Origin of the sequence: Mesorhizobium sp. M0983 (assembly GCF_040318975.1) — a bacterium.
GTDB lineage: Bacteria > Pseudomonadota > Alphaproteobacteria > Rhizobiales > Rhizobiaceae > Mesorhizobium.
Map to the genome: position 1 here is coordinate 19,584 of NZ_JAMYNH010000005.1, position 21,183 is coordinate 40,766.

The window sequence follows — 21,183 nt, forward strand, 5'->3', positions numbered from 1 at the left end:
ATCGGTGGGAAACGGACGCTCCGGACTTCCTGTACTGGGCGGCTTGGATAGGTGCCATGGTCGTCGAGGTCTGACGACCCTTATTTCAACCGCACTCAGTCGCGGTAGCGCAGCGTTTCCAGCACGAGTGCGAAAGCCGGCGAGTGTTGGCGCCGGCTTGGATAATACAGGTGATATCCCGGCCGAAGGGGGCACCAGTCCTCAAGAACACGCACCAGGCGACCCTGTTCGAGTGGGTAGGTCACCAGATCCTCGGGCAGATAGGCGAGCCCGAATCCTTCAAGGCTGGCCTGACAGATCATCGCGAGGGTGTTGAACGCGGCGTGTCCTTGAACGCGCACCTTCAACTCCCGCCCCTCCTTGCGAAACTCCCACGGTGCACAGCCGCCTGTGGGCAGTCGCAGGGGTATGCACGCATGATCGGCAAGGTCTTCAGGCGTGACCGGACGGGAGCGGCTTGCGAAGTATGAAGGCGCTACCACAACCGCCATGCGGAAGTCTGGCCCAACGCGCGCCGAGATCATGTCCTTGTCCACCTGTTCGCCAAGCCGTACACCCGCATCGAAGCGATCGGCCGCAATGTCTGCCAAGCCGTAGTCGTGGATAATCTCGACCCTGATGTCGGGATAGTCGCGCATGAGCCCGACCATGGCGGGCCAGATGATGGTCTCGCCGGCATGCTCCACCGTGGTGATCCGGACTGTGCCGGCCGGCTTGTCGCGCAGGGCGCTGAGGGCGGCAATCTCGCTTGCGATCTCATCTAACTTGGGAGCGATGCTTCGAAACAGGCGATCCCCCGCTTCGGTTAGCGAGACGCTGCGGGTCGTGCGGGTCAGCAGCCTAACGCCGAGGCGCTCTTCCATCGTCCGGATCGAATAGCTCAGAGCCGACTGCGACACGCCGAGCATGGCGGCCGCCTTGGTGAAGCTGCGCTCGCGGGCGACGGCGATGAAGGTCAGGAAGTCATCCAGGCTGTCGCGACGCATTCATCAATCCCCCTTAAGCTCATGCAAATTATACCATCTAATTGCATGCCGCTAAAGGAGCTAACTTCCTGACATCAAGGCCAGACGGTCAACCGGAGCAACTCTCCGCGCAATGCCTACCGTCCAACTGGCCCACTGAAGGAGAACAAAATGAAGAAGGTAATCGTGGGCGCGCTCACCGCTCTCACCATGATCGTGAGCCCGGCCGCCTTTGCTCAGGAAGCGACGGGCGCCGTCCCCCGCGCCTACATGATCGGCAGCTATGACATCAAGGATCAGGCGGTGTTTCAGCAGTACATCGAAGCCGCCTCGCCGCTCGTCACCCAGTATGGCGGCCGCGTGATCGTCTACAATCCTAATGTCACTGCCATCGAAGGAAGCTCGAGATCGGTGATCGCCATCGCCGAGTTCCCGAGCCTTGCTGACGCCAAGCGCTACTACAACTCGCCGGGATACACGGCGGCCCGGCAGTTTTTTACCAAGTCGACCGAAGGATTTCGCATCATAACCGAAGGCGCCGGCCTTCCGCAGTGACGCAGTCCGCTGGCGGATGATACCAGCATGGGGATCAGACCCTGCAGGCCATCCCGTCCAAATTCGAGGCCGAGCTGCGGCCTAGAGAACAGGAGCCCAATATGAGTGTTTGGTTTATCACTGGCGCAGGCCGGGGCCTCGGTCTGGATATCGCCAAGGCCGCGTTGGCGGCGGGCCACAAGGTGGTGGCAACCGGCCGCAACACGGAAAAGGTCGCAAGGGCCGTGGGAAAGGCCGAGAACCTCCTTATCGTCAAGCTGGACGTGACGAGCGCGGCCGACGCCGAAGCCGCTGCCCAGGCAACGCTTGACTGGTTTGGCCGCATCGACGTGCTGGTCAACAATGCGGCGAGCTTCTTTGCCGGGTACTTCGAAGAGCTGACCGTCGAACAGATGCAACTGCAGCTCAGCACCAGCCTCGTCGGTCCCATGAACGTGACGCGGGCCTTTCTGCCAGCGATGCGCAAGCAGCGGTCCGGCAGGGTCATCTCGATCTCCTCGACGGCCGGGCTGATGGGCTTCGAGTTCTGCACGGCCTATTCAGCCTCGAAGTTCGGCCTCGACGGCTGGATGGAGGCGCTGCAGACCGAAGTCGTGCCGTTCGGCATCGAGACGATGATCGTGAACCCCGGCTTCTTCCGCACCGAGCTTCTCACGGAAGAGTCGACCAACTATGCCGCGCCTTCCGTCGAGGACTACCATGAGCGGCGGACGGCGCAGATCGCTTTCTGGCGTTCTCAAAACGGCAAGCAAGGGGGTGACCCCGCCAAGCTTGCGCGCGCCCTGATCACGCTCGCGGCTGGGGACGTGCTGCCCCACCGTTTCCTTGCCGGTGCCGATGCCATTGCCACGGCAGAGCAGAAGATTGCCATTCTGCAGCAGCAGATCGATACCTATCGCGAGCTGTCGAGTTCCCTCGCCATCGACGACAACGGCCGCAACTAACGACCCCTGCGGAACGTCCGGACTTGCCGTGCTGGTGGCTGAACACCATTGGCACTGCAATTCCGAGGTCAAGACTTCGTGGCTGCGGCACTCCCAAGACCACCTGTGAATTGATCAAATACGTCCGCTAAGAGGTCGATTGTCGACTGGCGGCTTTCCTATTGCAGGGGAATCTGATTCCAGACTCTGCATGAGCCGATATGACCTGACCGACTTCGAATGGCACGTGATCAAGCCACTTTTGCCCAAAAGGCCACGAGGTGTGCCGCGTGTCGATGATCGGCGCGTGCTATCACCAAAGTCCATGACGGCAAGGTGCAGATGATCGACACCTCTATTGTTCGCGTCCATCAGCAGGGCGCGACGGCAAAAAAGGGGGATCGAGATCATTGTCTCGGTCGTTCCCGAGGCGGGCTGACAACCAAAATCCATGCTCTTGTCGACGCCAAAGGCATGCCGATCAAACTGATGCTCACGGCAGGTCAGATGAGTGACATTACCTCGGCCGCGGACCTGATCACGGATTTGCCGGAGGGTGCCATGCTACTCGCCGACAAGGGCTATGATGCCGACGCCTTGCGCAATGCGGTCAGCGAGCGAAAAGCATGGGCCAACATCCCGCCCAAGGCCAACCGCAAGGACCCGATCTGCTTCAGCCCCTTCTTGTATAAGGCCCGCAACTTAGTTGAGCGCTTCTTCAACAAAGCGAAGCAATTCCGCCGCATCGCAACCCGCTACGACAAGCTGGCTGAGAACTATCTTACCGCGCTCAAACTCGTCGCAATCCGCATCTGGCTACGCGGTAATGAGTCTACGTCCTAGCTGGCCCTCTCGAGCGATCTGAACTGCGCCATCGTCGCCTCGATCTCTTCGCGCACCCAGATCTTGAAATCCCTGACCTTACGGCTTTCGCTCTTGCTGGCCAAGGTCACCAGCCAATAGCCAAGCCCGCTCTGCGCCCTCGCGCCGAACGGCGCGACGAGCCGGCCATCGGCCAGCGCGTCGGCGGCCAGCAACTGCCAGCCGAGCATGACACCGTGACCGGCAATCGCCGATTCCAGGCACAGCATCGGATCGGTGAAGCGCGCGCCCTGCATGAAGGTGACCGGCTCCACGCCGGCCGCTTCGAACCAGCTCTCCCAGCTGATCATCGACCTTTCGTCGGTGATCGCACAGGTCAAAGCAAGGTCCTCGATCGATTTCAGCTTGCTGGCGATCGCCGGTGCACAGACCGGAAACACCTCCTGCGCCAGCAGCAATTCGGCCCGCCCGCCCGGCCATTTGCCGTCGCCGAGCCGGATGGCGACGTCGATGTCCGAACGATCGAGATCGGCAAGCCGCACCGAGGCATCGATCCGCAGGAGCACGTTCGGATGCCGGGCAAAATGCCGTGACAGCCGCGGCAGCAGCCATTTCGAGGCGAAGGCCGGCGCTACCGAAACCACCAGCGTGCACTCCGAGCTTTCATCGGCAAGCGCCATCGCCTGCGCAAGTTCGCGAAAGCCTGCGCTGAGCCGCGTTGTGAAGATGGCACCGAATTCGGTCGCCACGAGGCCAGCTGGCGTTCGTTCGAACAGCGCCCGGCCGAGCTGCTTTTCGGTCCGGTTGATCTGCTGGCTGACGGCGCTGACCGAGACGTTGAGCTCGCCGGCCGCCGCTGCAAGCGAGCCCAGGCGGGCGACGGCTTCGACGGCGCGCAGGCCGTTGAGATGGACACGGTTCAGCATAGCCATACAGTTTCTCTAAACTCGTACGGCTGAAATCTCAATTGCCAAGCGCTGCCGAATGCCGGATTCTAGGTGGGTTACTCAGAGTGAGGAGGCAAATCCGATGAAGATTTTATCATGGCTCGGCGCCTTTTCTCCGATTGGAATGCAGCCACACCGGCATGACAGCCAGGCCATCAATCGGGTGACCGATCCGTTGGCGCATCCGCTCCTCGATACCATGTCGGAGCGCGAACTCGCCGACATGCCGTTCAGGCTGACCGCGCGTCGCACTCATTATGAGACGGCCTCGACAAGGACCTGCTGCGACTGAGTCTCCTGAACGAAGCACTCAGGTGAGCCAGCCGCCGACGCGGCCGCGAACACTTCTGGCCCAATAAAAGGCGGATTGTCTCACCGGCAGGCGCACCTATGGTGCACCGCGATGAACATCGCTTCGCCCTTGCGCCTGGCAATCGCCGGCATGATCGCCCTGGCCGTCGCCATGGGCATCGGCCGCTTCGTCTATACGCCGATCCTGCCCGGAATGATGGAAGAGCTCGGCCTGTCGCCGGCCGATGCCGGCTGGATCGCATCGGCCAATTATCTCGGCTACCTCGTCGGCGCGCTTGCCGCCACCGACGGCTGGGCGCAAGGCCGCGAGCGCCACCTGATGCTGGCCGGCCTTGCCGCCACTGCGATCCTCGCCGGGCTGATGGGCCTGACCGGCACCATGCCCGCCTTTCTCCTCATCCGCTTTCTTGCTGGCCTCGCCAGCGCTTTCGTGCTGGTCTTCATGACCAGCATCGTTTTCGGTCATCTCGCCGCAGCCGGGCGAAGCGACCTGCAGGCGCTGTATTTCGGCGGCGTCGGCGTCGGCATCGCGGCGTCCTCGGCGCTGTTGGCAATCCTCGTCACCGAACATGCCGGCTGGGCGGCGGGCTGGCTGTGGTCGGCGGTGATTTCGGCCGGCGGCTTTGCCGCCGTCGCCCTGCTGGCCGGCGGCACCTCGGCCGCGAACAGCACCACCGGGAGCGAGCCGGCACTGCCGAAAAACCGATCGCTGGTGAAGATCATCGTCGCCTACGGCCTGTTCGGCTTCGGCTACATCGTCACGGCAACGTTCCTGGTCGCCATCGTCCGCCAGGGCGGCGGCGGCCGCGTCTTCGAGGCTGTGGTCTGGATGGTCACCGGACTTGCCGGTTTTCCCTCGGTCTGGCTGTGGCAGAAGCTCGCGGCTAAAATCGGGCTCTATGCCACCTACGCGCTTGGGTGCCTGGTCGAGGTGGTCGGCGTCAGCGCCAGTGTCATCATGGGCGGGCACACAGGGCCGCTGCTCGGCGGCCTTCTTGTCGGCGGCACCTTCATCGCGATCACCGCGCTTGGCCTGCAGACCGGCAGGCAGCTTGCTCCGCAAGCGCCACGCCGGATGCTGGCGGTGATGACGGCCGCCTTCGGCCTCGGCCAGATCATCGGCCCGATCGTCGCCGGGCTGCTTGCGCAGGCCTCGGGTAACTTTTTCCTCGCCTCGATCGTTGCCGCCGCCGTCCTGCTCGCTTCCGGTGCGATCGCCTGGTCGGCTGCGCCAAAATCGCCATGATTATGGTCTTGCTCGGCGCCGGGCGTCGGGCACGGGCATTTTCTTTCCCACTAATGTGTGACTTTATGCCCGCTGACCAACGCCGCTGATTTGCGCCGACCGAGGATTTCGCCACAGTGTTCGTATCGTTTTTTCCGCAGCCGAAGCTCTTTTTCACCTCGGCCGCCGTCTGGAGTGCGGTCATGGTGGCCGTGTGGTTTCTCGGCGGCGACCAGCTAGGCGCTTTGGTCGGATTTCCCCTCCCTGCAGTGGACGCGGCGCCGATCATTGGCGTTTCCGTTTTCTGGTCGCCTCCGTTCCTTTGGTTCTACATCTATTTTACACTTGGTGTGCTGCTCTTTTACGCCTTCTGGCATTGGTATTCCCCGCACCCGTGGGACCGCTGGTCGATCCTTGGCAGCTCGCTGATCTTGTTCACGACCTATTTTCAGGTTCAGGTAAGTGTAGCGATCAATGCCTGGTACGGGCCGTTCTGGGATCTGATCCAGGGCATTGTGAGCAAAAGTGTGAAGGCGACAGAGTATGATGTTTATGCGCAGTTAATAACTTTCCTCGGCATCGCTCTGGTGGCTGTTACTGTTTACGTTCTGACAAATTTCTTTGTAAGCCATTGGGTGTTTCGCTGGCGGACAGCGATGAACGACTACTACATGTCCTATTGGCCTAGGGTGCGGAGCATCGAGGGAGCTTCCCAGCGCGTGCAGGAAGACACGATGCGCTTTTCAAAGATCATGGAAGATCTTGGGACCAGCTTTATTGATTCGATAATGACTTTGATCGCCTTCATGCCGATTTTGCTTGCCTACTCAAAGCACATTACGGCATTGCCTTTCATCGGTCAGGTGCCGCAGCCGTTGGTTTTGGCTGCGATCTTCTGGGCGATGTTTGGGACGGTATGCATTGCCACCGCCGGCATAAAGCTGCCCGGCTTGCAGTTTCGCAACCAGCGCGTCGAAGCCGCTTACCGCAAGGAACTTGTTTATGGTGAGGACGATCAGTCCCGAGCGCAGCCGCCGACCGTTTCCGAATTGTTCGGAAATGTGCGCCAGAACTACTTCCGGCTCTATTTCCACTACGTCTATTTCAATGTGGTCCGCTATCTCTACTTGCAACTAAATACCATATTCCCTCTTTTTTTGATGACTCCTTCGTTGGTCGCCGGAACCTTGACGTTGGGTCTCGTCAACCAGGTCAATTCCGCGTTCAGCCAAGTGACCAGCTCGTTCCAATATCTTGTTAATTCCTGGTCAACGATCGTTGAGCTCTTGTCAGTCCACAAGCGGCTGCGAGCGTTCGAAGCCACGATCAAGGGCGAGCCGCTGCCGGCGATCGACCAGCACTATCTGGAACGTGAGCAAGCCGGGCTGCGTCCTGAGGACCAGCCGGCAAGCTAAGACTGGCGGGCGGCGAGCACTGGGCTCAGCCGCCCACCGCCGTCTGCCTTTCTCCGCGCCGCGCGACATAATCGCGAAAACTGATGCACTCGACGTCCGCTTTGATGCAGACCTCGCCGGCAAAGCGTTCCAGCGCGTTCCAGTAGGCGCCGTCGTTCATCAGCGTGAAGTGGAAGCCGAGCTCCAGCGGAATGCGCTTGCCCCGGTATTGCGCATCGAAGGCGGCGCGGAACGCGTGATAGGCCCGGTCAGCGAACTCTTCTGCCATGCTCGGCCGCTCGAAGCCGCCGGAATGTCTGACATAGAGATTGTAGTCCATGGCGATCACCCGCCTTGAGCTCGGCCCTTCCGGGATCTGCGGCAGCGAAAAACGCGTGATGCCGCTGACGGTCGGTGGCTCAACCGGCCCACGCGAGACGCCGCTTGCGTCGAGCAGGAAACCGGCCGCAGGCAGCGCCTCGTAGAGCGCCTTGTTTGCCGACAGATAAGGCGCGCGGAAGCCGACCACTGCCTTGCCTGCGAAATCGCGCCAGCCCTTTGGTTCGGGTGCAATGCCGTTGATCGAATAGGCGTTTTCGAGAACATGCTTGAACGAGCCGAACTCGCTTAGCCAGTCGGCTTTGCTCCAGTCCTTGCCGTCGAAATGGCCGCAGCCATGGCTGCCGATATCGTGGCCTTCCGAGGCGGCGAGGTTGATCTGCTCGAGCCGCTCGGCGACTTCCTGTTTGGAGGCGGCAAAGCCGATGTTCGATTTGCCTTCTGTCTTGCCGGGCGCGGTGTATTCCTTGCGCGTCTCGGGCGACAGCAGGAATACGCAGGAGACGAAATAGGTGAAATGCGCACCCGTGCGTGCGGCCAGCGCCCGGCTGCGCTGCCACTGCGAAATGTCGCGGGCGCTGTCGAATGAGATGATGACGATCTGCTTCGGTTTTGCCGGCGGCGCCGGCGGGTCGGCGCAAGCCGCGCCGGCAGCAAACACGGCAATGGAAAACGCAACAACGCGGGACAAACGGGGCAAAGGCATCTGACCGGGTCAAGGAATGTAGAAGCGACGCCTACCGGTGAAATATGGCACGGGTACGATCGACCTGTCGGCCGCCGTTGGCGGCGACTGCCTCGTGAATAGGCGATTTTCCTGCCGAACCCCTTCCATGCCGGCAAAATTTCGCTAAAACGCGGGCTCATCAACCGCCCCGCCCGGGGCATGAATGGTTTTGATCATGTCGGACGACAGTTTTATCCGCGAAGTCAACGAAGAGATTCGTCGCGATCAGGCGCATGCGCTGTGGGACCGTTTCGGTCCCGCCTTGCTCGTGCTGGCCGTGCTGGTGGTGCTCGGCACTGCTGCCGTCGTCGGCTACCGCTATTGGGACGAGACCCGCGCCAACCGCTCGGGCGATGCTTTTTCGCAGGCGCTCAAGCTCGCCAATGACGGCAAGAACGACGAGGCGCTTGCCGCGCTGGAGGGGCTGGAGAAGGACGGCTACGGCGCCTATCCGCTGCTCGCCCGCATGCGTGCGGCAACCGTCAAGGCGGACAAGGGCGACGTCGATGCCGCCGTCAAGGATTTCGACGAGGTCGCCGCCGACACCAAGATTCCCTCCGGCATTCGCGACATGGCGCGCCTCAGGGCAGCGCTGCTTCTGGTCGACCATGGCTCTTTCGCCGATGTCTCCAGCCGCGTCGAGGCGCTTACCGCCGACACCAACACGCTGCGCCATACGGCGCGCGAAGCACTTGGCCTTGCCGCCTGGAAGGAAGGCAAGGCGGCGGATGCATTGAAGCTGTTCGACCAGATCGCCGCCGATGACGGCGCCCCGCGCAACACGCGCGAGCGGGCGACGTTGATGTCGGAGCTGATCCGCGGCTCGGGCGGTGTATCGTAACAACGGATGACTTTCAAAGTCGCCATCATCGGCCGGCCTAACGTCGGCAAATCGACCCTTTTCAACCGGCTGGTGGGAAGGAAGCTGGCGCTTGTCGACGATACGCCGGGCGTCACCCGCGATCGACGCGTCCATGCCGCAAAACTCTACGATCTGCATTTCGACGTCATCGATACCGCCGGCTTCGAGGATGCGGCCGCCTCGACGCTGCCCGGCCGCATGCGCGCGCAGACCGAGATCGCCATCCGCGAGGCCGACCTGATCTTTTTCACGATCGATGCCAAGTCCGGGCTGATGCCCGACGACAAGACCTTCGCCGAGATCGTGCGCAAATCCGGCAAGCCGGTTGTCGTCGTCGCCAACAAGGCCGAGGCGCGCGGCGCCCAGGGCGGCATGCTGGAGGCCTGGGAGCTCGGCCTTGGCGAGCCGATCCCGGTCTCGGCCGAACACGGCCAGGGCCTGCCCGATCTGCGCGATGCGGTGATCGCGGCACTGGGCGAGGCGCGCGCCTTCGGTGAGGACGAAGAGGCCGGTGAGGAGGAGGTCGCCGCCAGCGAGGTGCTGATCGGCGAAGACATCACCGACCCGGACGCAGAGCCGAGCTATGACGACACCAAGCCGATGCGCATCGCCGTCGTCGGCCGTCCCAACGCCGGCAAGTCGACGCTGATCAACGCGCTGATCGGCGAGGAACGGCTGTTGACCGGCCCCGAGGCCGGCATCACCCGCGATTCCATCTCGGTCGACTGGGACTGGCATGGCCGCCGCTTAAAACTGTTCGACACCGCCGGCATGCGCCGCAAGGCCAGGATCCACGAAAAGCTCGAAGTGATGTCGGTGCAGGACGGCTTGCGCGCCATCCGCTTTGCCGAGATCGTCATCATCGTGCTCGACGCGACTATTCCCTTCGAGAAGCAGGATCTGCAGATCGCCGACCTGATCATCCGCGAGGGCCGTGCCCCGGTGATCGCCTTCAACAAATGGGACCTTATCGACCATCCCCAGGAGTTGCTGGCCGAGCTGCGCGAAAAAACCGAGCGGCTGCTGCCGCAGGCGCGCGGCATGCAGGCGGTGCCGGTGTCGGCCGAGACCGGGCGTGGCCTCGACAAGCTGATGGATGCCGTCATCAGGACGCATCGAGTTTGGAACAGCCGTGTGTCGACCGGCAAGCTCAACCGCTGGCTGGAAGGCATCCTGGCGCATCATCCGCCGCCCGCCGTCGCCGGGCGTCGGCTGAAGATCAAATATGTCACGCAGGCCAAGACGCGGCCGCCGGGCTTCGTCGTCTCCTGCTCACGGCCGGATGCGATGCCGCAATCCTACGTCCGCTATCTCTCGAACAGCCTGCGCGAGGCTTTCGACATGCCCGGCGTGCCGATCCGCATCGCCTTGCGCACCTCGGACAACCCGTTCGCCAGCAAGGCAAAGAAGCGCCACTGAGCGCCACTTCTCCTCTACGCCACGTTGCGCAGGACAGGCGCTGTTTGCGTCTGCGGCAACGCTTCCAGCGCCGCCTGCAGCAGGATGTCGCCAAGCCGCGCCGCCACCGGGTCGGGCTCGGCCTCCTTGCGGTGCAGGAACAGCGCCATCTTGGGCAAGGCGGGCAGTCCGGCGATCTCCGGCGTCATCGCCCTGACGGTGGCCGGCAGGCCGATATCGGTGCGGATCGTCAGTCCGAGCCCGGCGGCAACGGCCGCCCAGATGCCGCCAAGGCTCGGGCTGGAGAACGCCATCCGCCATGACAGGCCGGCGCGGTCGAGCGTTTCGGTCGCCACGCTGCGCAGCAGGCACGGCGCCTCAAGCGCCACCAGCGGCAATGGCTCGCTATCGCGCAGGCTGATCTCGATCGGTTTTGTCGGGCCGATCCAGCGCATCTGGACGTCGGCGACATGCCGGCTGTAAGGCAGCGTCGCGCCATTGTGCCAGGCAAGCGCGATATCCAGGCTGCCCGAAATGATCCGTTCGGCAAGCTCGTGGCTGCGTGCGATCCTGGCTTCGATCTTGACCTTGGGATGGGCGCGGGCGAAGCGCCCGAGCACCTCCGGCAGGACCGCCTCGCCGAAATCCTCCTGCAATCCAAGCCGCACCCAGCCCTCCAGCTCGACGTCGTGGATGGCGGACGCGGCCTCGTCGTTGAGCTCGATCAGCCGCCGCGCATAGCCCAGCATGGTCTCGCCTGCCTCGGTCAGCGCCAGGCTGCGCCCCGACTTTCGGAAGATCGGCGTCGCCGCCTGCTCCTCCAGTTTCTTCAATTGTGCGCTGATTGCCGAGGTCGAGCGGCCGAGCCGGTCGGCGGCCTTGGCGAAGCTGCCCAACTCCATACCGGTGACGAAGCTGCGCAGGACGTCGAGATCGAATGTCACGCGTCGGATGGCAATAATCCTGGTATTTGGGACATTACGTCAAAAACTTCCTGATATTCAGGACGAAGCTATGGCGATAGAGACAGCGCGTCAAGACCGAACGCAACCAGCCCATGCAGGAGCTGAACCATGTCTGCTGTCGCCACAGGACCAGATTGCAAACCGTTTCGCCCAGGCGCCGTTGCCGCCCCGTCGGAAGCGGCGGCACTTCGAGCCAATCATCGCTGGAAGGTGCTGGGCATCGGCGTCGCCGCCAATGCCTGCTTTTCCGCGACCTTCTCCGGCACTCCGGCGACGGCGGTGTTCCTGCGCTCGGGCTATCATCTCTCCAATGGCGAACTCGGCATGGCGCTTGGTCTTCTCGGCCTGGGCGTAGCGCTGAGCGAATTGCCGTGGGGACTGCTGACCGATCGCTGGGGCGACCGCCGCGTGCTGCTGACCGGGCTCGGCGCAACCGCGGTTTGGCTGCTTGTCATGGCCGCGCTGATCGTGCCGTCACCGGCCCACATTCCTGGCATCGCGCTTCTCGCCGCTGCCCTGCTGGTCACCGGATTGCTCGGCGGCAGCGTCAACGGCTCCAGCGGCCGTGCCATCATGGCCTGGTTCGGCGAAGGCGAGCGCGGCTTTGCCATGAGCATCAGGCAGACAGCGGTGCCGCTTGGCGGCGGGCTTGGCGCGCTCGTGCTGCCGTCGCTCGCTTCGGCCCATGGCTTCACGGCGGTCTTCGGACTTCTGGCGGCTGCATCCGCCGTCTCGACCTCTCTCGCCTGGCGCTGGCTGCATCAGCCACCGGTGCATGACGATACCAATTCGAGCAGCACGGCATTGCCGGCCGGCCCGGCGCCGCTGCGCAACCCGGCCGTCTGGCGCATCGCAACAGCCATCGGCCTGCTGTGCTTTCCGCAGGTGGCGGTGCTCACCTTTGCTTCCGTCTTCCTGCATGATTTCGCCGGCATGGGAACAGCCGTGATCAGCGCCAGCCTCGCCGCCGTGCAGGTCGGCGCCATGGTCATGCGCGTCTGGAGCGGCCGCTACACCGACCGTCACGGCAACCGCCGGTCGTTCCTGCGTCTGTGCAGCCTGTTGAGCCTGATCGCCTTCACCGTGCTTGCGGCGCTCGTCTTGTTGGCGGCCCAATTCTTGTCAGGCCAAGTGCCGATGCTGTCGCCGGCGATCGTCGCGATGCTGGTCGTGGCCGGCATTTGCGTCTCCTCCTGGCATGGCGTCGCCTACACCGAGCTTGCGACGCTGGCCGGCGCGAGCCAGGCCGGAACGGCGCTCGGCCTCGCCAACAGCCTGGTCTTCATTGCCTTCTTCCTGGTGCCGATCGCCATCCCCGGACTTCTCGTGCTCTGCTCGTGGGCAGGCGTCTGGCTGGGTGCGGCTATTTGCGCACTGATCGCCTGGCCGATCTTTCTTCCGTCAAGCGATGGCCGCAAAAGCGCCTGACTTCGACATGAGATGGGAAAACAACGTTCTAAGCTGTTAACGCCCCATCAAGGTTAATGCATCATTGTAGCTCTCCAGTGGGGTCCGTTGCGTTTCTGGAGAGTTCCGTGCATCGACGTGTTTTGACGCGGCTTGTCGCCGCCGCCGGTGACAAAAAACGTTCCTTCCTATCTCCGTTTATTATTGGCCTTGGCATCTGGATCGGCTTTCCGACGGTCGCTGCCTATCAGGACATGACAAGCCTGGTCTCCGGCCTTGAGGCGCCGAGCGTCCGCTGGAACGCCTATGTCGAGAAGTCCGTCGCCGGCTCCGTTCACGCCGCCGAAATGCCCTTCCTCGATTCCAGCAGCACCGGCTCGCTCTCCGGCTCCGGCGTCCAACTGCCCGGCATCGGCTCCGTCTCGTTTCGCGGCAAGGGCGGCATCGCCGGCACGACGCCGGACGAGAACCGTATCACGCGTGCCGACAAGAAGGGCCGCATCATCCAGGTCTCGCCCGTCTCGCCGCCGAAGAACTTCAACGCCGGCTCGATCTTCGAGCGCACCTCTTCGCTGCTCCGCCCAAGCATGGACAGCGGCCTGAGGATGGCTTTCGCCAAGCCCGAGATCAAAGGCAAGGAAATCCAGATCGCCGCCGCCTTCCACACGCGCGTCGACAAGAAGCCGGATCCCGGCGTGCCGGCGATGCTTGCCGCGCTGGTCAACAACGATCATCCCGACGTGCTGGCGACCGCCTATGCCTCGTCGGCTCCCGACTATGCCAAGGCATCGCCTTTCGAGGCCTTGCTGCAGGACGAGGACCCGAACGATGGCCGCTTCATTCCACCGCTGAGCAAGGGCGATCATTCTTGGATGCAGACGCCGCTGCCGGCGAGCGTCTTTTCCAAACCGGAGCAGGCCTGTCTCGCCAACGGCATCTATTTCGAGGCGCGCGGCGAATCCGTGCGCGGCCAGGCCGCCGTCGCCCAGGTCATCCTCAACCGCGTCCGCAACCCGGCCTATCCGAACTCGATCTGCGGCGTCGTCTACCAGAACGACAACTGGTTCAACCGCTGCCAGTTTTCCTTCGCCTGCGACGGCAGGAAGAAGCGCATCGACAATCCCGCCGCCTACAAGACCGCCCAGGATGTCGCCATGGCCGTCACAGCCGGCAAGATATTCATTCCGGAAGTCGGCTCGTCGACCCATTATTACGCCAACTACGTCCATCCGGGCTGGGCGAGGACGATGAAGAAAATGACCAGGATCGGCCTGCATATCTTCTACCGCACCTATGGCGGCGGCTGGAGCTGAGTGCTCGGGCAGCCCTTGCATCTTTCGCGGGAGAGCGGCCGATCGAAGACCCGTCGTCGTGGGGATTCGGCCGCAGCCCGCCAGAGACCGCGTCGGGCACGATGTCGCACCCAAGCAAGTAGCTGATTTATAACGAAAAAATACTTGAGCTTGAACGTCCGCTCGTGGCTTGACGGGCGCGGACCCTCTAACTATGTTGCCGGCGACTTTAAGAAGCGGACGGACGGTGACGGTCTGACCGGGCAGGGGGGTTGCGTGGCCGACAAGAATGGGCCAGACGGAACCGGAAAAACCGGCCGCGGCAAGCAGCATGAAGCCGACATCCGCGACGACGATCTTGAGCGCCGTCGGCGCGACCTTGAAGCATCGCTTGCGACAAGGCGGCCGGACCGGCTCGAGGGGAAAGACGACGCGAAAGCGGGCAGTGTGGCCGGGTACGGCCAGGCGCTCAAGCTGTCCAGCGAGTTCATCGCCGGGATAGTGGTCGGCGCGGCTCTCGGCTGGTTTATCGATCGCGTGGCGGGGACATCGCCATGGGGTCTGATAGTCGGGCTGTTGCTGGGTTTTGGCGCCGGCGTGCTCAATGTCCTGCGTTCAGCCGGGCTTGTGTCGGAATTCGGAACGGGCGACAAACCGCGCGATCCGAAAGAATGAATTGAGGCGCCGCATGCCGGCGCATTGAACAGGATACTCAAGCCGTCTGCGGCTTCGATGGGGATTTAAAGTGGCTGCTGACAAGGTCGATCCGATCCACCAGTTCCAGATTCAGCCGATCATTCCGATTCACATCGGCGGCTACGACCTGTCTTTCACCAATTCGGCTCTGTTTATGCTTGCGACGGTTGCTGTTGCATCGGCGTTTCTCTACCTCAGCACGTCGAGCCGCAGCCTCGTTCCCGGCCGCCTTCAGTCGGTCTCGGAAATGGCCTATGAATTTGTCGGCAATATGCTGAGGGACGCCGCGGGCACGCAAGGCATGAAGTTCTTCCCCTTCGTGTTCTCGCTGTTCATGTTCGTGCTTGTCGCCAACCTGCTTGGCCTGTTCCCATATTTCTTCACCATCACCAGCCACATCATCGTCACCTTCGGCCTCGCTGCGCTGGTGATCGGAACGGTCGTCGTCTACGGCTTCACCAAGCACGGCTTTGGCTTCCTGAAGCTGTTCGTCCCGCATGGCGTGCCGGTCTACCTGCTGCCGCTGGTGGTGCTGATCGAGGTGATTTCCTTCGTCTCGCGTCCGGTCAGCCTCTCGGTTCGTCTGTTCGCCAACATGCTTGCCGGTCACATCACGCTGAAAGTGTTCTCGGGCTTTGTCGTCAGCCTGAGCGCGCTCGGCGCGGTCGGCGTGGCGGGCTCGGTTCTGCCGCTGGCGATGGCCGTGGCGCTGACGGCGCTGGAGCTGCTGGTCGCGTTCCTGCAGGCCTACGTCTTTGCCGTGCTGACTTGCATGTATCTCAACGACGCCCTGCATCCCGGGCACTAACAAGGTTTCCGGCATTGCCGCCGGATCGAATTTGCAACGGAATTTTAGATCCAAAGGAGTTGAACAAATGGACGCAGAAGCAGCAAAGTACATCGGCGCCGGCATCGCATGCCTCGGCATGGGCGGCGCGGGCATTGGCCTCGGCAACATATTCGGCAGCTATCTGGCGGGCGCGCTGCGCAACCCGTCGGCCGCCGACGGCCAGTTCGGCCGCCTGATTTTCGGCTTCGCCGTGACCGAAGCGCTGGGTATTTTCTCGCTTCTCATCGCGCTTCTCGCCCTGTTCGGCTGAATACTTGTTCGGCTGAACATTGGGAAGAATTGAACAGGCCGGCCGCGATCCTGCGGCGGGTCTGAATTTCGGGGATAGTCCATGTTCGTGACATCTGCCTTTGCGCAAGAGTCCGCGCCCGCCGCAACGGAAGGCGAAACGCACGCCGCCACCGGCGTGCCTGCCGAGGCGCACGGCACGTTCCCGCCATTCAATCCGGCGACGTACCCGTCACAGCTGCTGTGGCTGGCAATCACTTTCGGGCTGTTCTACCTCTTCTTGAAGCGGGTAGTGATGCCGCGCGTCGGCGGCATCATCGACGTGCGCAACGACCGCATCACGCAGGATCTCGATCATGCTGCCCGGCTGAAAGGCGAGGCCGATGCCGCCGTTGCCGCCTATGAGCAGGAATTGGCGGAAGCCAAGGGCAAGGCCAATGCGATCGGCCAGCAGGCCAACGATGCGGCCAAGGCGGAAGCCGAGGCTGCCCGCAAGACGATCGAGGCAGCGCTTGACCAGAAGCTTGGCGAGGCCGAGGCGCGCATATCTTCCATCAAGGCCAATGCCATGAAGGAAGTCGGCACGATCGCCGAGGACACCGCTTCGGCCATCGTCGAGGCGCTGGTCGGCGGCAAGGCCAGCAAGGCCGAGATCGCGGCCGCGGTCAAATCCGTGGCCGGGTGAGGAGCGCATCATGGACGCCACATCTCTCGCGACGCTTTGGGCAACCGTTGCCCTCATAATCTTCCTCGGCATTGCCATCTACATCAAGGTGCCGGGCATAATCGCCAAGGCGCTCGATGCCCGTGCCGACAAGATCAGCAGCGAACTCGAGGAAGCGCGCCGGTTGCGCGAAGAGGCCCAGCAGTTGCTCGGCCAATATCAGCGCAAGCGCAAGGAAGCCGAGCAGGAGGCCGCGGCCATCGTCGCCGCCGCCAAGCGCGAAGCCGACATGCTCGCCGCCGAGGCGCACAAGAAGACCGAGGATTATGTCGCCCGGCGTACCGCCTTGGCAGAGCAGAAGATCGGCCAGGCCGAGCGCGAGGCGATCGGCGAAGTGCGCGCCAGCGCCGTCGACATCGCGGTCGAAGCCGCGCGCGCGCTGCTGGCCGGCAAGATCGACGCCAAGGCCGGCGCCGACCTTTTCAACGCCTCGCTGCAGGATTTGAAGTCGAAGCTGAATTAAGCGACGTCGTCGAGAAATTCATCCAAGGCCGCCTGGGAAACCTGGCGGCTTTTTTGTTAGCGAAAGCGGCTGAGCGCAAATCTCCCCCCTCGAGGGGGAGATGTCGCCGAAGGCGACAGAGGGGGTCAGTACGTCCTGGCGCGACGCCATGTGGGACGAAAGAGAAGGTTGGCGCTTCACGCGAGGCGACCCCCTCTGGCCTGGCCATCTCCCCCTCGAGGGGGAGATTACGCCTAGCCGCTTTCGCTCAATCCAGGCCCGAAAGGCCCTCTTCCTCCAGCACCTCGGTGCCGCCGAACCGGAACGGCGCGAAGGAGGCGCGGTGCAGCCGTGCCACTGGCCCGTGCAGATCGATCGCCGTGCGATGGCGCACAGTGGCGTAGCCCATATGCAGCTCGAAGCCGTAACGCGCATGATGGCTGCCGCAGCCGCACATCATGCGGTCGCGCAACACCTTGGCGACGATCGAGGCTGCAGCGATCGACTGCGAGCGCTGGTCGCCCTTGATCAGCGCTTTGCCCTCGCAGGGCAGGCCGGGCGGCACGTCGCGGCCGTCGGCCAGCGCCAGCTTCGGCCGGATTGACAGGCCGGCCACTGCACGGCGCATCGCCTCCAGGCTGGCCTTGAGGATGTTGGAGGCATCGATGCCTTCGGCGCTGACCGAGGCCATCGATACGGCGAGTGCGGAGCCGAGGATTTTCAGGAACAGCGCCTCGCGCTGCAAATGCGTCAGCCGCTTGGAATCATCGAGGCCGTCGGGGATGTTGGCGGGATCGAGCACCACCGCTGCAGCCACCACCGGCCCGGCGAGCGGGCCGCGGCCGGCCTCGTCCATCCCCGCCACCGGCCACAGGCCTTCGGCCATCGCCTTCGTCTCGAACGAGAAGTCGGGTTTCTCGACGATTTCGAAGAGAAGCGGAGAATCGGAACGCGGGCGAGCCATGGTGCGGCGAGGTTCGCATCGGCTCCGATTCTCCGCAAGTCCCCTCCGGGTCGGGCGGGGCACCGGACCAGGAGGGGCTACCGTCTGCAAGCCCGGGGACAGGACAGGCCGGACGGGATTTTTCGCCTGCTGCGGCCGCTTCAAGCGGCTGGCGCGAGACGCTTTGTCACAGCAGCATCAGCTGCTCGGTTGCCTTGGCGGCGGGGACGAACCGGTCGGTCCTCAGCGAGCGCCGCTCGGCATTGAGGCCGAGCCGTTTGGCGGCGATCTCGAAACGGCGGCCGATCTGCCAGGCATAAGGGCCGGAGCCTTTCATGCGCTTGCCCCATTCCGAATCGTAGTCCTTGCCGTCGCGCATCGAACGGATCAGCGACATGACGTGGCGATAGCGGTCGGGATAGTGGCGCAGCAGCCAGTCCTTGAAGATCGGCGCGACCTCCAGCGGCAGGCGCAGCAGCACATAGCCCGCTTCACGCGCGCCCGCTGCCTGCGCCGAATCGAGAATGCGCTCCATTTCCGAGTCGGTCAGTCCGGGGATGATCGGCGCGACCATCACCGAGGCCGGAATGCCGGCGTCCGAAAGCTGCCTGATCGCCTCCAGCCGCTTGGTCGGCGTCGACGCGCGCGGCTCCATCGTTCTGGCCAGCATCCTGTCCAATGTCGTCACCGACAGTGCCACCTTGGCCAGCCCGCGTTCGGCCATGCGTGACAGAATGTCGATGTCGCGTGTCACCAGCGCTGACTTGGTGACGATGCCGACCGGATGCCCGCGCGCCTCCAGCACTTCGAGGATCTCGCGCATGATCCGGTATTGCTTCTCGATCGGCTGGTAGGGATCGGTGTTGGTGCCGATGGCGATGGTGCGCGGCTGGTAATTATCCCTGGACAATTCCTTGTCGAGCAGCCGCGCCGCATCCGGCTTGGCAAACAGCTTCGATTCGAAATCCAGCCCCGGCGACAGGCCCATGAAGCTGTGCGTCGGCCGCGCGAAGCAATAGACGCAGCCATGTTCGCAGCCGCGATAGGGATTGATCGAGCGGTCGAAGGAGATGTCGGGCGATTCGTTGCGGGTGATGATGGTGCGCGGCTTCTCGACCTGTACCTCGGTCTTGAAGGGCGGCAGCTCCTCCAGCGAATTCCAGCCGTCGTCGAACACATGCCGGCTGACCGGCTCGAAACGGCCGGACGGATTGATGCCCGCCGACCTGCCGCGATTGCGGTCTGGGCGGACGCGCATGCCGCTCTGCTCGATCATCGCATTCGCCATCTCGGCCCTGCCAGCGCCGAAGGCGGCAATGTCGGCACGCACGATCTGTTCCATTTTGGCCCTTTCCCAGGGACTGTCCGCCCGCTGTCGAATCGCTCTGCTCATGAATGTATTCCTATCGCACCGAGTGGAACAAAGCAAGAACTTTCTCGCGGCGTGCCGCAAAAACTGGCGCTGCCCACCGCTTTCCGCTATTCGGCTAAACATGCTCAGCGTCCTGATCGAAACCCTGAATGACGAGGAGGGCCTCGCCCGCACGCTCGCCTCGCTGATCGGCGGCGCGGTCGAAGGCGTGGTGCGCGACGTTCTCGTCTGCGACACCGGCTCGACCGATCAGACGCACCGCGTCGCCGAACATGCCGGCTGCCACTATGTCAGCGGCGGCATCGCCGCCGGCATCAGGCAGGCCAAGGGCGACTGGCTGCTTTTGCTGGAACCGGGAGCGCGGCTGGGGGAGGGCTGGATCGACGAGGTCGTCGCCCATACGGCCAGGCAAACCATGGCGGCGCGATTTTCACGGGCACGCGGCAGCCGCGCGCCGTTCCTGTCGCGGGTCTTTGCCGGAAATCGCGCTCTCGCCGAAGGCTTGGTGATCAGCAAGCGTCAGGCCGCCGCGCTGTCTAAGAGCGCCCGCAGCGCCGAAGCGATCGCCCGCGGCCTGGCGACAAGAAGGCTCCACGCCGAGATCTGGGTGGCGCCGCGGAAGTGACGGCTTACCATCCCGGCCTAGGAAACGCCGCCCAAGCAAATTTTCTGGCGGGTTGTCGTTTATTGTGCATTGCACAAAATCTGGCCGGGGGTTACCATTCCCAGCGATACGGGCGAATGGGTTTGGGGTGTGCCGGAGCGGCGACGACGACTATCGTCGATGCTGTTCCCTCGACATTTGAGGACCCCGATGACCCTTTCAAGCCCTGACAAGTCCGGCGCTGCAAGCCTCGAGGCGATCGCACGCAACGGCGGTACGCTGCGCCGCATCGCCGCCCGCATTCCGACCTATCTTTCCGACCTTCGCGAGAATCCGGCATGGCTGCCGATGTTCATGCTGGCGCGCACCATGCCGGCGCGGCGGCTGCACTGGCGCGGTGCGAAGCCGGTTCGGCCGGCGCGCAATGTCAGTGAAACGATGTTCGCCGGCGTCGATCGCGATGCCGTCGTCGGCGCGCTGCGGACGGAGGGGCTCTATTCGGGCCTGACGCTGCCAGCCGCCATCCATGAGGAGATCGCCCGCTTCGCCGAGCACACGCCATGCTTCGGCAATTTCGACCGCCGGCTGGAATTCCTGCCCGAAAAACACGCCGATGCAGAAAAGCATTTCGGCCGCCCGCTGCTCAGCGGCCACTATTTCGAGCGGGTCCTCGACTGCAACGCTGCGGTCGCCGTGCAGCGCGATCCGCTACTCCTCGACATCGCAGCGCACTATCTCGGCAGCCAGGCCAAGCTGATCACCACCCGCGTCTGGTGGAGCTTTCCGACCGGTGGCGTCTCGGACGCCGACAAGAACATGGCTTCGCTCGGCAAATACCATTTCGACCTCGACGACTGGCGCATGCTGAAGTTCTTTTTCTACCTGGTGCCGGTCGACAACGACACCGGGCCGCATGTCTATGTCCGCGGCTCCCACAACCGCCGCATCCTGAAGCATCAGCTGACGCTTCTGGTCGGCCATTCGGCGGAAGAGGTGCTGGGCGTCTATGGCGAGCAGAGCCCGGTCACGCTGACGGGGCAGGCCGGTCTCGGCTTTGTCGAGGATCCGTTCGGCTTCCATATGGGTACCGTGCCGACGCGCACGCCACGACTGATGATGGAAGTCGGCTTCGGCGTCTCGCCGCCGTCGCGCCGGCGGTTTCACGGCGAGCCGGTCATTCGCTGAGGCGGG

22 protein-coding genes and 1 pseudogene are annotated in these 21,183 nt (G+C 63.3%); 17 read left to right on the plus strand and 6 right to left on the minus strand.

The features are described from left to right. Positions 1–95: 95 nt before the first annotated feature. A complete protein-coding gene (locus NKH71_RS11400; protein ID WP_352484076.1) occupies positions 96–986 on the minus strand; it encodes a LysR family transcriptional regulator in 891 nt (296 codons plus the stop codon). Between the two features lie 150 nt (positions 987–1,136). Here NKH71_RS11400 and NKH71_RS11405 point away from each other — a divergent pair, with 150 nt between their 5' ends. The 3 genes and pseudogenes from NKH71_RS11405 (at position 1,137) to NKH71_RS11415 (ending at position 3,286) form a co-directional block, all read left to right on the plus strand. Beyond that, positions 1,137–1,520 (plus strand): DUF1330 domain-containing protein, encoded by a 384-nt coding sequence (locus tag NKH71_RS11405; protein WP_352484075.1) that lies wholly within the window; start codon positions 1,137–1,139, stop codon positions 1,518–1,520. 101 nt (positions 1,521–1,621) lie between these two features. Next, the gene (locus NKH71_RS11410; protein WP_352484074.1) at positions 1,622–2,464 is read left to right on the plus strand and encodes an SDR family oxidoreductase; all 843 of its coding nucleotides are present in this window, start codon (positions 1,622–1,624) and stop codon (positions 2,462–2,464) included. Between the two features lie 190 nt (positions 2,465–2,654). Next, positions 2,655–3,286 (plus strand): annotated as a pseudogene (locus tag NKH71_RS11415) (IS5 family transposase). On the opposite strand, the gene NKH71_RS11420 reads toward NKH71_RS11415, so the two are convergent. Continuing rightward, a complete protein-coding gene (locus tag NKH71_RS11420) occupies positions 3,283–4,197 on the minus strand; it encodes a LysR substrate-binding domain-containing protein (RefSeq protein WP_352484073.1) in 915 nt (304 codons plus the stop codon). The pseudogene NKH71_RS11415 and the gene NKH71_RS11420 overlap by 4 nt on opposite strands. Before the next feature lie 97 nt (positions 4,198–4,294). Between NKH71_RS11420 and NKH71_RS11425 the strand changes: the two genes are divergently transcribed. The 3 genes from NKH71_RS11425 (at position 4,295) to sbmA (ending at position 7,164) form a co-directional block, all read left to right on the plus strand. Beyond that, positions 4,295–4,504, plus strand: coding sequence for a hypothetical protein (locus NKH71_RS11425; protein ID WP_352484072.1), 210 nt, complete (start codon positions 4,295–4,297; stop codon positions 4,502–4,504). Positions 4,505–4,615: 111 nt separating this feature from the next. After that, positions 4,616–5,770 carry a YbfB/YjiJ family MFS transporter gene (locus NKH71_RS11430; protein WP_352484071.1) on the plus strand — a complete coding sequence of 385 codons (1,155 nt, stop codon included), beginning with the start codon at positions 4,616–4,618 and terminating at the stop codon, positions 5,768–5,770. 116 nt (positions 5,771–5,886) lie between these two features. Beyond that, positions 5,887–7,164, plus strand: a complete 1,278-nt coding sequence (gene sbmA, locus NKH71_RS11435; protein ID WP_352484070.1) for a peptide antibiotic transporter SbmA — start codon at positions 5,887–5,889, stop codon at positions 7,162–7,164. A 25-nt stretch (positions 7,165–7,189) separates the two neighbouring features. Here the strand turns inward: sbmA and NKH71_RS11440 are convergent, their stop codons facing one another. Further along, positions 7,190–8,182 carry a polysaccharide deacetylase family protein gene (locus NKH71_RS11440; protein ID WP_023716847.1) on the minus strand — a complete coding sequence of 331 codons (993 nt, stop codon included), beginning with the start codon at positions 8,180–8,182 and terminating at the stop codon, positions 7,190–7,192. Positions 8,183–8,384: 202 nt separating this feature from the next. Between NKH71_RS11440 and NKH71_RS11445 the strand changes: the two genes are divergently transcribed. Together NKH71_RS11445 and der are read left to right on the plus strand one after the other, a co-directional pair. Continuing rightward, on the plus strand, positions 8,385–9,050 hold the full coding sequence (locus NKH71_RS11445; RefSeq protein WP_352484127.1) for a tetratricopeptide repeat protein: 666 nt from the start codon (positions 8,385–8,387) through the stop codon (positions 9,048–9,050). Between the two features lie 6 nt (positions 9,051–9,056). Further along, the gene (gene der / locus NKH71_RS11450) at positions 9,057–10,490 is read left to right on the plus strand and encodes a ribosome biogenesis GTPase Der (RefSeq protein WP_352484069.1); all 1,434 of its coding nucleotides are present in this window, start codon (positions 9,057–9,059) and stop codon (positions 10,488–10,490) included. Between the two features lie 14 nt (positions 10,491–10,504). Here the strand turns inward: der and NKH71_RS11455 are convergent, their stop codons facing one another. Continuing rightward, a complete protein-coding gene (locus tag NKH71_RS11455) occupies positions 10,505–11,422 on the minus strand; it encodes a LysR substrate-binding domain-containing protein (protein ID WP_352484126.1) in 918 nt (305 codons plus the stop codon). A gap of 120 nt (positions 11,423–11,542) precedes the next feature. On the opposite strand from NKH71_RS11455, the gene NKH71_RS11460 reads away from it, so the two are divergent. The 7 genes from NKH71_RS11460 (at position 11,543) to NKH71_RS11490 (ending at position 17,094) form a co-directional block, all read left to right on the plus strand. Beyond that, positions 11,543–12,862 carry an MFS transporter gene (locus NKH71_RS11460; protein WP_352895009.1) on the plus strand — a complete coding sequence of 440 codons (1,320 nt, stop codon included), beginning with the start codon at positions 11,543–11,545 and terminating at the stop codon, positions 12,860–12,862. Between the two features lie 107 nt (positions 12,863–12,969). After that, complete coding sequence (locus tag NKH71_RS11465) at positions 12,970–14,154, plus strand: cell wall hydrolase (RefSeq protein ID WP_023716851.1); 1,185 nt, start codon at positions 12,970–12,972, stop codon at positions 14,152–14,154. Between the two features lie 255 nt (positions 14,155–14,409). Continuing rightward, on the plus strand, positions 14,410–14,808 hold the full coding sequence (locus NKH71_RS11470) for an AtpZ/AtpI family protein (protein WP_023716852.1): 399 nt from the start codon (positions 14,410–14,412) through the stop codon (positions 14,806–14,808). Positions 14,809–14,878: 70 nt separating this feature from the next. Continuing rightward, the gene (locus NKH71_RS11475; protein WP_023716853.1) at positions 14,879–15,637 is read left to right on the plus strand and encodes a F0F1 ATP synthase subunit A; all 759 of its coding nucleotides are present in this window, start codon (positions 14,879–14,881) and stop codon (positions 15,635–15,637) included. 67 nt (positions 15,638–15,704) lie between these two features. Beyond that, positions 15,705–15,929: a F0F1 ATP synthase subunit C gene (locus tag NKH71_RS11480; protein ID WP_006206606.1), complete on the plus strand. Its 225-nt coding sequence runs from the start codon at positions 15,705–15,707 to the stop codon at positions 15,927–15,929. Between the two features lie 81 nt (positions 15,930–16,010). Next, the gene (locus tag NKH71_RS11485; RefSeq protein ID WP_023716854.1) at positions 16,011–16,592 is read left to right on the plus strand and encodes a F0F1 ATP synthase subunit B; all 582 of its coding nucleotides are present in this window, start codon (positions 16,011–16,013) and stop codon (positions 16,590–16,592) included. 10 nt (positions 16,593–16,602) lie between these two features. Next, complete coding sequence (locus tag NKH71_RS11490; protein WP_352895011.1) at positions 16,603–17,094, plus strand: F0F1 ATP synthase subunit B; 492 nt, start codon at positions 16,603–16,605, stop codon at positions 17,092–17,094. Between the two features lie 247 nt (positions 17,095–17,341). Here NKH71_RS11490 and rnhB read toward each other — a convergent pair whose 3' ends face one another. Then, complete coding sequence (rnhB, locus tag NKH71_RS11495) at positions 17,342–18,037, minus strand: ribonuclease HII (protein ID WP_352483735.1); 696 nt, start codon at positions 18,035–18,037, stop codon at positions 17,342–17,344. Positions 18,038–18,203: 166 nt separating this feature from the next. Beyond that, positions 18,204–19,358: a PA0069 family radical SAM protein gene (locus NKH71_RS11500; RefSeq protein ID WP_352483734.1), complete on the minus strand. Its 1,155-nt coding sequence runs from the start codon at positions 19,356–19,358 to the stop codon at positions 18,204–18,206. A gap of 151 nt (positions 19,359–19,509) precedes the next feature. Here NKH71_RS11500 and NKH71_RS11505 point away from each other — a divergent pair, with 151 nt between their 5' ends. Together NKH71_RS11505 and NKH71_RS11510 are read left to right on the plus strand one after the other, a co-directional pair. Beyond that, the gene (locus tag NKH71_RS11505; RefSeq protein WP_023716858.1) at positions 19,510–20,013 is read left to right on the plus strand and encodes a glycosyltransferase; all 504 of its coding nucleotides are present in this window, start codon (positions 19,510–19,512) and stop codon (positions 20,011–20,013) included. Positions 20,014–20,202: 189 nt separating this feature from the next. Beyond that, positions 20,203–21,177 carry a phytanoyl-CoA dioxygenase family protein gene (locus NKH71_RS11510; RefSeq protein ID WP_023716859.1) on the plus strand — a complete coding sequence of 325 codons (975 nt, stop codon included), beginning with the start codon at positions 20,203–20,205 and terminating at the stop codon, positions 21,175–21,177. The last annotated feature ends 6 nt before the right edge of the window (positions 21,178–21,183 follow it).